11 protein-coding genes are annotated in these 13,386 nt (G+C 61.9%); 6 read left to right on the forward strand and 5 right to left on the reverse strand.

Annotated features, from left to right (window positions below):
- Nucleotides 1-35 precede the first annotated feature (35 nt).
- The 6 genes from ABIE28_RS13365 to ABIE28_RS13390 all read left to right on the forward strand — a co-directional run bounded on the left by ABIE28_RS13365 (nucleotide 36) and on the right by ABIE28_RS13390 (nucleotide 7,882).
- Nucleotides 36-1,082: an extracellular solute-binding protein gene (locus ABIE28_RS13365; RefSeq protein WP_354063701.1), complete on the forward strand. Its 1,047-nt coding sequence runs from the start codon at nucleotides 36-38 to the stop codon at nucleotides 1,080-1,082.
- 35 nt (nucleotides 1,083-1,117) lie between these two features.
- Nucleotides 1,118-2,752, forward strand: a complete 1,635-nt coding sequence (locus ABIE28_RS13370; RefSeq protein WP_354063703.1) for an ABC transporter permease — start codon at nucleotides 1,118-1,120, stop codon at nucleotides 2,750-2,752.
- Between the two features lie 150 nt (nucleotides 2,753-2,902).
- Nucleotides 2,903-4,384 carry an ABC transporter substrate-binding protein gene (locus ABIE28_RS13375; RefSeq protein WP_354063705.1) on the forward strand — a complete coding sequence of 494 codons (1,482 nt, stop codon included), beginning with the start codon at nucleotides 2,903-2,905 and terminating at the stop codon, nucleotides 4,382-4,384.
- Nucleotides 4,385-4,546: 162 nt separating this feature from the next.
- Entirely contained in the window at nucleotides 4,547-5,500 is a 954-nt protein-coding gene (locus ABIE28_RS13380) for an ABC transporter permease (protein WP_354063707.1), read from the forward strand.
- Nucleotides 5,497-6,336, forward strand: a complete 840-nt coding sequence (locus ABIE28_RS13385) for an ABC transporter permease (protein WP_354063709.1) — start codon at nucleotides 5,497-5,499, stop codon at nucleotides 6,334-6,336. The genes ABIE28_RS13380 and ABIE28_RS13385 overlap by 4 nt, the downstream gene beginning before the upstream one ends.
- Nucleotides 6,323-7,882, forward strand: coding sequence for a dipeptide ABC transporter ATP-binding protein (locus ABIE28_RS13390; protein ID WP_354063711.1), 1,560 nt, complete (start codon nucleotides 6,323-6,325; stop codon nucleotides 7,880-7,882). Before ABIE28_RS13385 ends, ABIE28_RS13390 begins: the two co-directional genes overlap by 14 nt.
- A 132-nt stretch (nucleotides 7,883-8,014) precedes the next feature.
- On the opposite strand, the gene bglA is transcribed toward ABIE28_RS13390, so the two are convergent.
- The 5 genes from bglA to fsa form a co-directional block, all read right to left on the reverse strand.
- On the reverse strand, nucleotides 8,015-9,682 hold the full coding sequence (bglA, locus tag ABIE28_RS13395; RefSeq protein WP_354063713.1) for a beta-galactosidase BglA: 1,668 nt from the start codon (nucleotides 9,680-9,682) through the stop codon (nucleotides 8,015-8,017).
- Nucleotides 9,683-9,785: 103 nt separating this feature from the next.
- Nucleotides 9,786-11,093, reverse strand: a complete 1,308-nt coding sequence (locus ABIE28_RS13400; RefSeq protein WP_354063714.1) for a GH1 family beta-glucosidase — start codon at nucleotides 11,091-11,093, stop codon at nucleotides 9,786-9,788.
- Between the two features lie 96 nt (nucleotides 11,094-11,189).
- A complete protein-coding gene (locus ABIE28_RS13405) occupies nucleotides 11,190-11,420 on the reverse strand; it encodes a hypothetical protein (RefSeq protein ID WP_354063715.1) in 231 nt (76 codons plus the stop codon).
- A 30-nt stretch (nucleotides 11,421-11,450) separates the two neighbouring features.
- A complete protein-coding gene (locus ABIE28_RS13410; RefSeq protein WP_354063716.1) occupies nucleotides 11,451-12,524 on the reverse strand; it encodes an Mrp/NBP35 family ATP-binding protein in 1,074 nt (357 codons plus the stop codon).
- A 169-nt stretch (nucleotides 12,525-12,693) separates the two neighbouring features.
- Nucleotides 12,694-13,347 (reverse strand): fructose-6-phosphate aldolase, encoded by a 654-nt coding sequence (gene fsa / locus ABIE28_RS13415; RefSeq protein ID WP_354063717.1) that lies wholly within the window; start codon nucleotides 13,345-13,347, stop codon nucleotides 12,694-12,696.
- Nucleotides 13,348-13,386 lie beyond the last annotated feature (39 nt).

Genomic DNA, 13,386 nt, shown 5'->3' on the forward strand with positions numbered 1-13,386 from the left:
GGGACCTTGAACCCCGTTCTCAATGGGAGAATGACATGAACAAGACCACGCGCCTTGCCCTTGCCCTGCTCAGCACGGTCGCTTTGACCGGGATTGCAGCCCCAGCTTTCGCCCAGAGCGGCGAAGTCAACATTTACAGCTATCGCGAGCAGAGCCTGTTGCAGCCACTGCTGGATAAGTTCAGCGCCGAAACCGGCATCAAGCCAAATGTGCTGTTCGCGGGCGACGGCCTGCTGGAACGCGTTGCGGCCGAGGGCGAACTGTCGCCAGCCGACGTCGTCCTCACCGTCGACATCGGCAATCTGGTCGGTGCTGAAGAGCAGGGCCTGACCCAGAAGATCACCACCCCAGTGCTCGACGAGCGCGTGCCACAGGCATTCCGCGCCACGGACGACAACTGGACCGCGCTGTCGCTGCGTTCGCGCGTGTTCTACGTGTCCAAAGATCGCGTCGACGCCACCGCGCTGACCTATGACGATCTGGCCACCCCAGAGTGGAAGGGCCGCATCTGCACCCGTTCGGGCAACCATGCCTACAATATCGGCCTGATCGCCCACTACATCGCCGAGCACGGCATTGACGCGGCCCGCGTGTGGCTCGGCAAGGTGCGTGACAATCTGGCCATGGCGCCGAGCGGCAATGACCGCATTCAGGTCAAGAACATCCTCGAAGGCACCTGCGATCTGGCCATCACCAACACCTATTACATGGGTGCGATGCTGCACAACGAAGCTGAGCCAGAGCAGAAGGACTGGGCCAATTCCGCCCGGATCATCTACCCGGACGCAGAGACCGATGGCACTCAGGTGAACGTGGCCGGCGGCTTCATTGCCAAGTATGCGCCAAACGTAGAAAACGCCAACACGCTGATCGCCTTCCTCCTCTCGGATGAAGCTCAGGCAATCTATGCCGACACCAACTACGAGTTCCCCGTCGTGCCAAGCGCACCAATCAACGAGCTGGTTGCCAGCTGGGGCACGCTGAAGCCATCGCAGGTTTCGCTGGTTGACGTCGCATCGCACCGCGCCGAAGCTGCCGCTCTGGTTGACGAGCTGAAGTTCGACGAAGGTCCGCAGAACTAAGGAACACGCGCATCGCGACCCAAGACAGCATCGCGGTGACGAAACAGACCGGCAGGGGATTTCCTCTGCCGGTCGCTTCGCTTTTTCTGGTGGCCGTGATGGGCCTGCCGGTTTTATGGCTGGCCTATAGCGGGCTGGTTGCCACCAGCAGCGGCAGCAACGGGCTCGCCGCCACCATGTTGCCCACCGCCCTGCGCGAGACCGGGCTGCTGATGGCCTCGGTCGGCATCATTACCGGCGTTACGGGCCTGTTGGCGGCGTGGCTGGTGTCACATTTCGAGTTTCCGCTGCGGCGCGTGTTTGACTGGGCACTGGTACTGCCGCTGGCGGTGCCGACCTATCTTGCCGCCTATAGCTACGTGGAATTTCTGGGCTTTACCGGCCCGATCCAGACCTTCATCCGCTCGATCAACGGCGCGACGACGCTCAAGGAATACTGGTTCCCCGACATCAAGAGCCAGTGGGGCGGCGCGCTGGTGCTGTCCAGCGTGCTGTACCCCTATGTCTATGTGGCGTGCCGCAGCTTTTTCCTGATGCAGTCCACGAGCCTGACCATTGCGGCACGCACGCTGGGTGCGGGTAGCCTGCGCACGTTTTTTACGGTGACGCTGCCCCTATCGCGGCCGCCTCTCGTGGTGGGCATGACGCTGGCCATGATGGAAGTGGTCAACGATCTGGGAGCGGTGCAGTATTTCGGCATCAACGCCATTACCGCGATCATCTATTCCACCTGGATCAACCGCTCGGACTTTGGCGGCGCGGCGCAGCTTGCCGTCACCGTCGTGCTGGTGATTGGCCTCCTGATCATCGCCGAGCAGCGGGCTCGACGTGACCGGGTTTATCTCGCCAATCGCGACAACCGCGTGCCGCCAGCGCGGGCGCAATTGCGGGGCGCGGGCAAATGGGTGGCATTTGGCTTCTGCCTCGTGCTGTTCGCGTTCGGATTCGGTATTCCGGCCGGTGAATTGTTCTATCTCGCCTTCCGGCTGGTGCTGCCCGAAACGGTCAGCATGACGCTGACGGCGCTGGTGCCGACTGTGATGCTGGCCACCAGCGGCGCTGTTCTGACCGTCATCATCGGGCTTTTTGCCGCCAAGCAGGGACGCCGTGGGTCGGTCAGCGGCGGCGCGATCCGGCTGGCGACGCTGGGCTATGCCATTCCCGGAACGGTGCTGGCTTTGGGTCTGCTGCAACCGCTGGGGCAGGCCGATCTGTGGTTCAACCGTATGACCATGGCGCTGTGGGACTGGCGGCCGGGATTGATCCTGTCGGGCTCGATTGCGGCGCTGCTCTATGTCTATTCGATCCGTTTCCTTGCGGTCAGCCACTCAACGCTCGATGCCGCGATGAAAAAGCGGGGCGATGGCATGCTCGACGCCGGGCGTGTGCTGGGTGCGGGACGGCTGGAACTGCTGTTCAAGATTGATCTGCCGACGCTCTCCCCTGCGATCCTGAGCGCAGCCACCTTGGTGTTTGTCGAGATCGTCAAGGAACTGCCCGCGACGCTACTATTGCGGCCGCTCGGAATCGATACGCTGGCGACGATGGTCTACTCCCGCGCCAATGTCGGGCTTTTTGCCCAGGCGGCCCTACCGGCGCTGTTCATTGTGCTGGCGGGGCTAATTCCGGTCGTTCTTGCTACGCGGCTGGGTGATCGTAGGAAAGTATAACAGGGCGACGTACTGCCATGTTAGTGACGATCCCTTATATGATCGGGCCACGGGAGCCGGAGCCTCATGCGCCGGCACGGTTATGTGGCTATACGGGGCAATCCGGCCAACAGATCGACGGCGGTTTCCGCCGAAAATGGGAGCTACCCTATGAACAAGACGACGAAGGCTTTCGGGCTGGCGCTGGCGCTGACTACGGCAATGGCCGGGGCGGCCATGGCGCAGCCGACCGAAGTGCGGATCGGCGTGGCGCTGGAGCCACCAATTCTCGATCCCACGGCAGGCGCCGCTGAGGCCATCGATATTGTCGTCTATCAAAACATTTTCGAGGGTCTGGTTCGTGTCGACCAGAACGGCGAAGTCGAGCCGTCACTGGCCAAGGAATGGACCATTTCCGACGATCAGCTGACCTATACGTTCAAGCTCAACGAAGGCGTGACCTTCCATGACGGAACCAGCTTTGATGCTGACGATGTCAAGTTCACCTTCGACCGCATCGTGGCTGAAGACAGCGCCAATGCGCACAAGGAATTCTACACCCCGATCACCTCGGTGACGGTGATCGACCCGCTGACGGTCGAGTTCAAGCTCGATGAAGTCATCGGCCGTTTCCTGTTCGATCTGGCGCGTGGTGACGCAGTGATCGTGGCGCCGGAAAGCGCCGACAACAATGCCAATGAACCCATCGGCACCGGCCCCTTTGCCTTCGTGCAATGGGACAAGGGCAGCCGCGTGATCCTTGAGGCCTACCAGCCCTATTGGGGCACACCTGTGCACCTGACCAAGGCGACTTATGTCTTTATCAGCGACACCGCGACGATGACCAATGCGTTGCTGGCCGGCGACATTGACGGCGTCAACAATTTTGCCCCCGAAGCGCTGGCGGTGTTTGAGAACAATCCGCAGTTCCATGTGCTGGTCGGCACGACGGAAGGCGAGACGATCCTCGCCACCAACAACAAGAAGCCGCCCTTCGACAACCTCAAGGTTCGCCAGGCCATGGCGCATGCCCTTAACCGGCAGGCGATCATCGACGGCGCAACCTATGGCTACGGCACCCCAATCGGCGCGCCGTTTGCACCGCACAACCCCTACTATGTCGACCTGACGGCGACCTATCCGTTCGACCCGGAAGCTGCCAAGGCGCTGCTGGCTGAAGCTGGTTATCCAGATGGTTTCAGCGCCACGCTCAAGCTGCCACCGGTCGCCTATGCGCGCCTTTCGGGGCAGATCATTGCCAGCCAGTTTGCCGCCGTCGGCATCAAGCTGGAGCTGATCAATGTGGAGTTCGCGCAGTGGCTTGAGGACGTGTACACCAACAAGGATTATGACCTGTCGATCATCAGCCATGTTGAACCCTTCGACATTGGAAATTACGCAAATCCCGACTATTACTTTAACTACGACAACCCCACATTCCAGGCGCTGATCAGGACTTTGAATGGCACGACTGACGAAGCCAAGCGCAAGGAACTGGCCATCGAGGCCCAGACCATCCTCGCCAAGGATGCCGTCAACGGCTACCTGTTCGAGCTCGCCCAGACCGGCGTGTGGAACGCCAAGCTCACCGGCATGTGGCAGAACTCGCCCATCGAAGGCCTGGTTCTCCGCGACATCCGGTGGACTGAATAGTCTTTCCAACATTGAACGCCTGACGCCCCCCCACCCAACCTCCCCCTTAAGGGGGGAGGTGCTGTTCAGAGTCTGGGGCGCGATGTTGCCCTACATGCGGACCGGCACCCTCCCCCTTGCGGGGAGGGCTGGGGTGGGGGTCGACGGGCCACAAACGAACGCATGATCCTCTTTACACTCCGCCGCTTTCTTGGCTTCGCCGCGACGCTGTTCGTTGCGGCGCTGGTTATTTTCTGGCTGCTCGATCAACTGCCGGGCGATCCCGCGCAGTTCATGCTCGGCATCAATGCGACGCCCGCTTCCGTCGCGAAACTCCGTATCCAGATGGGGCTCGACGCCCCGGCCTATGAGCGGTTCTTTGGCTGGATCTGGGGCATGCTGCAGGGCGACTTCGGCACGTCCTATTCGCAGCGTGCGCCTGTCGCCGGACTGATCTGGGGCCGCCTCGGCGTCACCCTGCCACTGTCGATTTTTGCCATGATTATTTCGATCGTGGTTGGTCTGCCACTGGGCATTCTTGCGGCCCGCCGTCGCGGCAAGGCGCTCGATACCATCGTCATGGTGACAGCCCAGACCGGCATCGCCGTTCCCAATTTCTGGTTCGGCATGTTGCTGACGCTGCTGTTTGCCGTGGTGCTGCGCTGGCTGCCGCCGGGCGGCTTTACGCCATGGCATGAAAATCCGGGCCTGGCGTTCCGCGGGCTGATCCTGCCCAGTCTGGCGCTTGCATTGCCGCAAGCCTCGATCCTGGCGCGTGTGATGCGCACTGCGCTCGTCGATGTCACCAATCAGGATTACATCCGCACCGCGCGGGCCAAGGGGCTCACCATGGGTGAGGCCGTGTGGCGGCATGGCGTGCGCAATGCGCTGCTGCCGGTCCTGACCATTCTGGGGCTGCAGTTTGCCTATCTGGTGGCGGGCACGGTCATCGTCGAGAACGTGTTTTACCTGCCCGGTATCGGGAAGCTGATCTTTACCGCGATCTCCGAGCGCGACCTGATCCTGGTGCGTGGCGCGACGATCATTCTCATCATCACGGTTACGGCGACTATGCTGCTGACCGATCTGGCCTATGCAGTGGTCGACCCCCGCCTGCGGGAAAGGAGCGCGCCATGAAGCGGTTTTTTGCGCATCCGAGCCTTGCCATTGGGCTGATTGCCACTGTGATTTTTCTCGCTATCGGGCTGATCTCTCTGGTCTGGACGCCCTACCCCATCGAGCAGATCGACATCCCGCGTCGTTTCCTTGCGCCGAGCGCGGCCCATTGGCTGGGCACGGATAATCTGGGCCGTGACATGGCATCGCTGATCATGTCGGGAACCTGGACCAGCTTTCTGGTTGCAGCGGTTGCCGTGGCGATTGGCGTGGGCATCGGCGTGCCGATGGGGCTTGCGGCTGCGGCATGGGGTGGGCCGGTCGAATGGGCGGTACTGCGGCTGTCCGATTTCGTGTTCGCCTTTCCATCGGTGATCGTTGCGATCCTCATCACCACGTTGGTCGGCCCCGGCGCCGTCAACGCCGTCGTTGCCATTGGCGTGTTCAACATCCCGGTGTTTGCCCGCGTGGCCCGTGGCGGCGCATTGAGTGTGGCAACGCTCGATTTCGTCGCGGCGGGCCGGCTGGCCGGGCTGGGCAGTGCCGCGATCGCCTATCGGCACCTACTGCCCAACATCATGAGCCTGATCATCGTGCAGGGCACCATCCAGATGTCGCTGGGCATTCTGGCTGAGGCGGGGCTCAGCTATATCGGATATGGCACGCAGCCGCCCGCGACCAGCCTTGGCCTGATGCTCAAAGACGCGCAAGGCCTGTTCCTGATCCACCCCTGGCTGACCCTGGCGCCGGGCATTGCCATCGTACTGATCGTCATTGCACTCAACATTGCCGGTGACGGTTTGCGCGACGCCATCGACCCACGCCTCAAGCAGGGAAATACCAATGTCCTTGCTTGAAGTTTCCGGCCTTTCGGTGCGCTTCGGCGCGAGCGAAGCGGTGGCCGATGTCAGCTTTTCGCTGGAGCGCGGCGAGCGCTTCGGCATCATCGGGGAAAGCGGCTCGGGCAAGACCCTGACCGCCATGGCCATCACTGGTCTTCTGCCCGAAGGCGCAGCCATGGGCGGCACGATCACGCTCGACGGCGCGCCGATGCCAACGAACGAGCGCGCCATGGCGCGGCTGCGCGGCAAGCGCATCGGCATGGTGTTTCAGGAGCCGATGACGGCGCTCAACCCGCTGATGCGGGTAACCGAGCAGATCGAGGAATCCATCCGCCTCAACACCCAGCATGGCGCGACCCATATCGAGGTTCCAAACCTGCTGACCGAAGTGGGGCTGGAGCAAAAGCACGGCGACCGCTATCCCCATCAACTGTCCGGTGGGCAGCGACAGCGCGTGATGATCGCCATGGCGCTGGCCAGTCGGCCCGACATTCTGATCGCCGACGAGCCGACATCAGCGCTCGACCTTATCACGCAGCGGCGCGTGCTCGATCTGATCGCCGAGATTTGCTCGCGGCGGCAGATGGCCTTGCTATTCATCAGCCATGACCTCAAGGCCGTTGGCGCGCTCTGTTCGCGTGTCGCGGTGATGCACAAGGGACGATTGGTTGAGAGTGGACCGGTCAGGACGGTGTTCGCGGCCCCGACCCAGCCCTATACGCAAAAGCTGGTGGCGGCCTCGCGGTTTGACGTGCCGACGCCGGCGCGTCCGCCCATCGGCGAGACGCTACTTGAGGTCGACGGCATCAGCCGCGACTACCATCAGGGCGGCACGTTTCTGTTCAGGCAAAAGCCGATACGAGCGGTCGATACCGCGCGCTTTAGTGTCGCGTCGGGGGAATGCCTGGCCCTGGTCGGCCCGTCGGGTTGCGGCAAGACGACCTTGGCAAAGATCATTGTCGGACTGGACAAAGCGACGTCCGGCGAGGTGCGGTTGGAGGGCGTGACCTATCACGGCTCCGACCTGCCCAAGACGCTGCGGCGCGATATTTCGCTGGTGTTTCAGGACCCGTTTGGCAGCTTCAATCCGCGCCTGACTGTGGCCAATTCGGTGAGCGAGCCGCTGCGACTGGTGCCGGGGCTAAGCCGGGAAACAGCGCGCGAGCGGCTGGTGGAATCGGTCGAGGCCGTGGGGCTGAGCGCGGCGATGCTGGAACGCTATCCGCATGAATTCTCCGGCGGGCAGCGGCAGCGGCTGGCGATTGCCCGGGCGCTGGTGACACGCCCTCGCCTGCTGGTGCTCGACGAGCCGGTCTCGGCGCTCGACGTGTCGGTGCGCGGCGAGGTGCTGGCGCTGCTGGCGCGGTTGCAGGCCGATTTCGGGCTGACTTATCTCATCATCAGCCACGACCTCGACATGGTGCGCGCCATGGCCGACCGGGTGCTGGTGATGGATGCCGGCAAGATCGTCGAAGAGGGCAAGCCCGAGCAGATCTTTGCCAATCCGCACCATAGACTGACGCGGGATCTGGTGAGCGCACGGCTGCCGGATATTGGGTGAGGGATCTCAGTACCCCCACCTAACCTCCCCCTGATAGGGGGAGGAACCCGGCCGGTGATAGGGTCGAGATTGGGCTTCAAGCTAGATCAATTCCTCCCCCTATCAGGGTGAGATTAGGTGGGGGTATCCCCGCTAGATCAAACCCAAATAAGCCGCAAACGGCCCCAGTGCGATCTTGCCGTTATTGGGCACTGCAGTCACGCCCGGGCATCCCGCATCGCGCGGGGAGAGACCGCCGGGCAGGCTATATTCAACCGGGTCGTGGCCCATGTTGAACACGCACAACATGCTTTCGTTGTCGTCTTCGCGGGTGAAGGCGAGGACATTGCCGGTGGTATCGAGCACGGTGATGGTGCCCTTGGCCAAAGCAGGGTGTTCGCGGCGGAAGCGCAGCATCGCGCGGTAGTATTCCAGCACCGAACCATCGACGCCGTCCTGCGTATCGACGGCATGGGTCAGGTGTTCGGCTGGGACTGGCAACCAGGTGCGGTTGGCGGTCGAGAAGGCGCCGTTGGAAGCGTGTGACTGCCAGACCATTGGTGTGCGGCAGCCGTCGCGGCCCTTGAATTCGGGCCAGAACTCTATGCCGTAGGGATCGACCAGATCGGCGAAGGAGAGCTCGGCTTCCTTTAGGCCCAACTCTTCGCCCTGATAGAGGCAGACCGAACCGCGCATCGACAGGATCAGCGTTGCGGTGAGTCGGGTGAACTCGGCTTCCTGCCCGTGCACACCCCAGCGGCTGATATGGCGCACCACGTCGTGGTTGGAGAAGGCGAGGCAAATCCAGCCATCCGGCGCATAGCGTTCGGTGGCCTCGATCGATTCCTTGAAGTGATCGGCCGAGAAGGCGCCGCCGAGATAATCGAAGGTGTAGGCCATGTGCAGGTGGTCATCGCCCGAGGTGTATTGGGCCATGATTTCAAGCTGATGCTGACTATCGCCGATTTCGCCGACCGTGGTGCGGCCGGGATATTCGTCCATCAGCGAACGCAAACGCTTGAGGAAACCAAGGTTTTCCGGTTGCGACTTGTCGTAGAGATGTTCCTGAAAATTGTAAGGGTTCACCGCCGGCGCGGTCGAGGCGTTGAAGTCTTCTGGCTTGACCACCGGATTGTTTTCAAAGGCCAGCGAGCAGAAGTAGAAATTGACCGTGTCGAGGCGGAAGCCGTCGACGCCGCGTTCGAGCCAGAAGCGCATTTCGCCCAGCAGCGCGTCCTGAACTTCGGGATTGTGGAAGTTGAGGTCGGGCTGGGAAACCAGGAAATTGTGCTGGTAATATTGCATGCGGCGGCTGTCCCACTGCCAGGCCGAGCCGCCAAATATTGAGAGCCAGTTATTGGGCGGCGTGCCATCGGGCTTGGGGTCAGCCCAGACATACCAATCGGACTTGGCATTGGTGCGCGACTGGCGGCTTTCCGAGAACCAGGCATGTTTGTCGGACGAGTGCGAAATCACCTGATCGATGATGACCTTGAGACCACGCGAATGGGCCTTCTGGACCAGATTGTCGAAGTCTTCGAGCGTGCCAAAGCTGGGATCGATGTCGCGATAGTTCGAGACGTCGTAGCCAAAGTCCTTCATCGGCGAGGTGAAAACAGGCGACAGCCAGATGGCGTCGACGCCGAGATCAGCCACGTAATCGAGGCGGCTGGTTATGCCCACCAGATCGCCGACACCGTCCCCATCCTGATCCTGAAACGAGCGCGGATAGATCTGGTAGATCACCGCGCCACGCCACCAATCGCTATCAATTGCGGCGTCTTCGATCGTCTTCTGCTCAGTCATCAATGGAGACGTCATAGTCTGCTCCAGCGCGCGGAATAACAGCAGTTAGCCCGGCTCGCTGGGCATAAGCAAGGCAGTGAAATACTTGCCTTTTTCTTTGACCAAGACGTCGCCTATTTTAGCGGGTGTTGTGAAGCATGCCCTGGAAGGCGCGGTAGCTGGATTTTGGGGTGCGGACCTGGGTTTGGTAGTCGACATGGACAATGCCGAAGCGCTTGTTGTAGCCCTCGGCCCATTCGAAATTGTCGAGCAGCGACCAGGCGAAGTATCCGCGCACATCCGCGCCCTGTTCGCGCGCTGCCAGCACGGCCTTGAGATGGTCGTCATAGTATGTGACGCGGCGTGGATCGTCGTCGCCCTCGACCTCGGCCATGCCGTTCTCGGTCACGTAGAGCGGGATCTTGGTGTATTCGTTGGAGACGCGGACCAACAGGTCGGTCAGGCCCTTAGGGTAGATTTCCCAGCCGATGTCGGTGCGCTCGAGCGGTCCATCGACCTTTTGCGGCAGGCCGGCGGGCGAGGCTTTGTAGATGCCGCGCGTGTAGTAATTGATGCCCAGCCAATCGAGCGGGCGAGACACGACTTCCATGTCGCGCTCGTAGCCGGACGGGAGGTGTTCGCCGAGCCAGTTGGTGACTTCCTCGGGATATTTGCCCTTGAGCACGCCGCCCAGATACCAGCGATTAGCCAGCGCATCGCCCATATTGGCCGCGGCAAGATCTCCCGGCGCGTCGCCGGCGGGTTCGGACTTTTCGAGATTGAGCACGATGCCGAGGTTCCTGGCGCCATTGGCGCGGAGCGCATCGACGGCGGTGCCGTGGGCGTAAAGCACGTGGTGCATGGCGCGGGCGGCGGCGCGAATATCGCGATAGCCCGGGGCGTGCGCGCCGATGAAGTGGCTGAGGAAAGCGACGCACCATGGCTCGTTGATGGTGGCGGTAGCTTCGAGGCGGTCGCCGAACTTGGTGGCGACAAGGGCCGCATAGTCGCCAAACCAGCCGGCAATGTCGCGGTTCATCCAGCCGCCGCGATCCTGCAGCGTCGATGGCAGGTCCCAGTGGTAGAGCGTGGCATAGGGCTTGATGCCGCGTTCGAGCATGCCGTCGATCAGACGATCATAAAAGTCGAGCCCAGCCTGATTGACGGCGCCCGTGCCTTCGGGGATCAGGCGCGGCCAGGCGAAGGAAAAACGGTAGCCGTCAAAGCCACCGTCGCGGATAAGATCGAGATCCTGCGGCCAGAGTTCATAGTGATCGCAGGCATTGCGGCCGGTATCACCGTTGTGGACGTTGCCGGGGGTGGCAGAAAAGCTGTCCCAGATCGAGGGGCCGCGTCCATCGCCCTGCCCGCCTTCAATCTGATAGGCGGCCGTGGCGACACCGAAGGTGAAACCGGGACCGAAATCCTTGCGATCAATGGAAAACACGGGCGCGCTCCTCAGGCTGCAATTGCCGATGAGCTAGCGGAATAGCGCAGCCGTGAGCGTTACGCAATCGATTGCATAGCAGAGTTGATAGCGCGGTCAGGCGGTCTTGTTGATCGCGTTGAGCTTGACCTTGGCGCTATCGGCGGATTTCGAGCGCAGCAATTGGGCGGTCAGATCGACCTGGCCCTGCACGGCCGAATTGATGTTGCCGACCATGGCTGAGCGCAGCGATTGCGACTGGGACAGGCCGTGCTGCGCCAGCTGACGGCGCTTGGCCGTCTGCTGCATATGGGCGCCATAGATCGATAGTTTTTGAACACCAGCCATCCCCAAGGGTGGCCGGTGATGCTTAAGATATCATGAATGCGGGCTGGGCGTGGATGCCAGGATGTTGCGGGCAATGGCGCGGAAGGCCTGGGCCTCCGGACCATCGGGGTTTGCCACCATGGGCGGCAGACCGGCATCGGAGTTCTCGCGGATCGACATCACCAGCGGCACCGCGCCCAGGAAGGCCAGCTTGAGTTCAGCCGCAGCAGCCTCGGCGCCGCCGCTACCGAAAATGTCGTAGCGAGTGCCGGTATCGGGGGCGATGAAATAGCTCATGTTCTCGACCATGCCGAACAGCGGCACATTGAGCCGGTGCAGCATGTCGATGGCCTTTTTGGCATCGATCAGCGCCAGTTGCTGGGGCGTCGACACGATGACGACGCCATCGACCTCGGCCTGCTGGAACAGCGAGATATGGATGTCGCCGGTGCCCGGTGGCAGGTCGACGACCAGAACGTCGATGCCGCCCCAATCGGTTTCGCGCAGCAGTTGGCGAAGGGCAGACGTGGCCATGGGACCGCGCCAGACGACGGCCTGATCGGGATTGAGCATGGAGCCAATCGACATGGCCTTGATACCAAAGGCTTCGTGCGGGGTGAAGATGCCATCTTCGCGGATGGCTGGGCGGCCTTCTATGCCCAGCAGCTTGGGAATGGATGGGCCATAGAGGTCAGCGTCGAGCATGCCAACCTTGAGGCCTTCGGCGGCAAGCGCCAGCGCGATATTGACCGCGACAGTGGACTTGCCGACGCCGCCCTTGCCCGAGCCAACCGCGATAATGCGCTTGATGCCGGGTACGGGGGTCTTGCCAGCTGGGACCGGTTTGCCGTGCGAGAAAGTGGGGCCGGCCGGTGGCTTGCCGCCGGTCAGCGAGACCATGACCTTGCGCGTGCCAGCAACCTTTTGGGTAACGGCAACGGCCTGTTCGCGGGCGGGGCCGAAAGCGGCCTCCATGCCTGTGGCGACAGCAATCGCGAAGGCGACGGCGCCGGGCGTGACGATGATTTCGGATAGGCCGGCATAGCCCGCCAGATCACCCCCGCCGGGGATTTCGACGGCGGAGAGTGCGGACTTGATGGCGGCGGCGAGTTCGGTATCGGCCATGGGCAGGGTCCCTATTGCTGGCCGTCGTCCCCTCTCCCCTTGTGGGAGAGGGTGGATCGGCCGCAGGCCGAGACGGGTGAGGGGCGGTTCAGCTCGCATATGGCGGCAGAAGACCCCTCATCCGCCCTACGGGCACCTTCTCCCACGAGGGGAGAAGGGAAGAGGAAGACTAGAGGATCGACTGACCCGTGGCTTTCCAGTCCTTGAGGAAGCCATCGATGCCCGAATTGGTCAGCGGGTGGTTAGCCAGCTTGCGGATCACGTCGGGTGGGATGGTGGCAACGTCGGCGCCGGCCAGCGCGACCTGGGTCACGTGGTTTGGCGAGCGGATCGAAGCGGCCAAGATTTCGGTCTCGTAGCCATAGTTGTCGTAGATCTGACGAATGTTTTCGATCAGTTCAACGCCATCGAGGTTGATGTCATCGAGACGGCCGAGGAATGGCGAGATGTAGGTCGCGCCGACCTTGGCAGCGAGCAGTGCCTGGTTGGCCGAGAAGCACAGCGTGACGTTGGTCTTGATGCCGCGTTCCTTGAACGACTTGGCAGCCTTGAGACCATTCAGCGTCAGCGGCAGCTTGACGACGACGTTGTCGGCGATCTTGGCGAGGTGCTCGCCTTCGGCGATCATGCCGTCATATTCGAGCGAGGCGACTTCGGCCGAAACCGGACCTGGCACCAGCGCGCAGATCTCTGCGATCACTTCCTTGAAGTCACGACCGGACTTGGCGATCAGCGATGGATTGGTGGTCACACCGTCGAGGAGACCGGTCTCGTAGAGCTCCTTGATGTCCTTGATTTCCGCAGTATCGACGAAGAACTTCATGGTTCCCTCCTAAATGGCTTTAATTGAGATGTAGCACGA

The organism is Devosia sp. 2618 (genome assembly GCF_040546815.1).
Classification (GTDB): Bacteria; Pseudomonadota; Alphaproteobacteria; order Rhizobiales; family Devosiaceae; genus Devosia.

Bases quoted from the DNA above. Each gene is read 5' to 3' on its own strand.
- ABIE28_RS13375 (WP_354063705.1), top strand. From the start codon at position 2,903: ATGAACAAGACGACGAAGGCTTTCGGGCTGGCGCTGGCGCTGACTACG.
- ABIE28_RS13405 (WP_354063715.1), bottom strand. From the start codon at position 11,420: ATGGCTGGTGTTCAAAAACTATCGATCTATGGCGCCCATATGCAGCAG.
- ABIE28_RS13385 (WP_354063709.1), top strand. From the start codon at position 5,497: ATGAAGCGGTTTTTTGCGCATCCGAGCCTTGCCATTGGGCTGATTGCC.
- ABIE28_RS13365 (WP_354063701.1), top strand. From the start codon at position 36: ATGAACAAGACCACGCGCCTTGCCCTTGCCCTGCTCAGCACGGTCGCT.
- fsa (WP_354063717.1), bottom strand. From the start codon at position 13,347: ATGAAGTTCTTCGTCGATACTGCGGAAATCAAGGACATCAAGGAGCTC.
- ABIE28_RS13390 (WP_354063711.1), top strand. From the start codon at position 6,323: ATGTCCTTGCTTGAAGTTTCCGGCCTTTCGGTGCGCTTCGGCGCGAGC.
- ABIE28_RS13380 (WP_354063707.1), top strand. From the start codon at position 4,547: ATGATCCTCTTTACACTCCGCCGCTTTCTTGGCTTCGCCGCGACGCTG.
- bglA (WP_354063713.1), bottom strand. From the start codon at position 9,682: ATGACGTCTCCATTGATGACTGAGCAGAAGACGATCGAAGACGCCGCA.
- ABIE28_RS13410 (WP_354063716.1), bottom strand. From the start codon at position 12,524: ATGGCCGATACCGAACTCGCCGCCGCCATCAAGTCCGCACTCTCCGCC.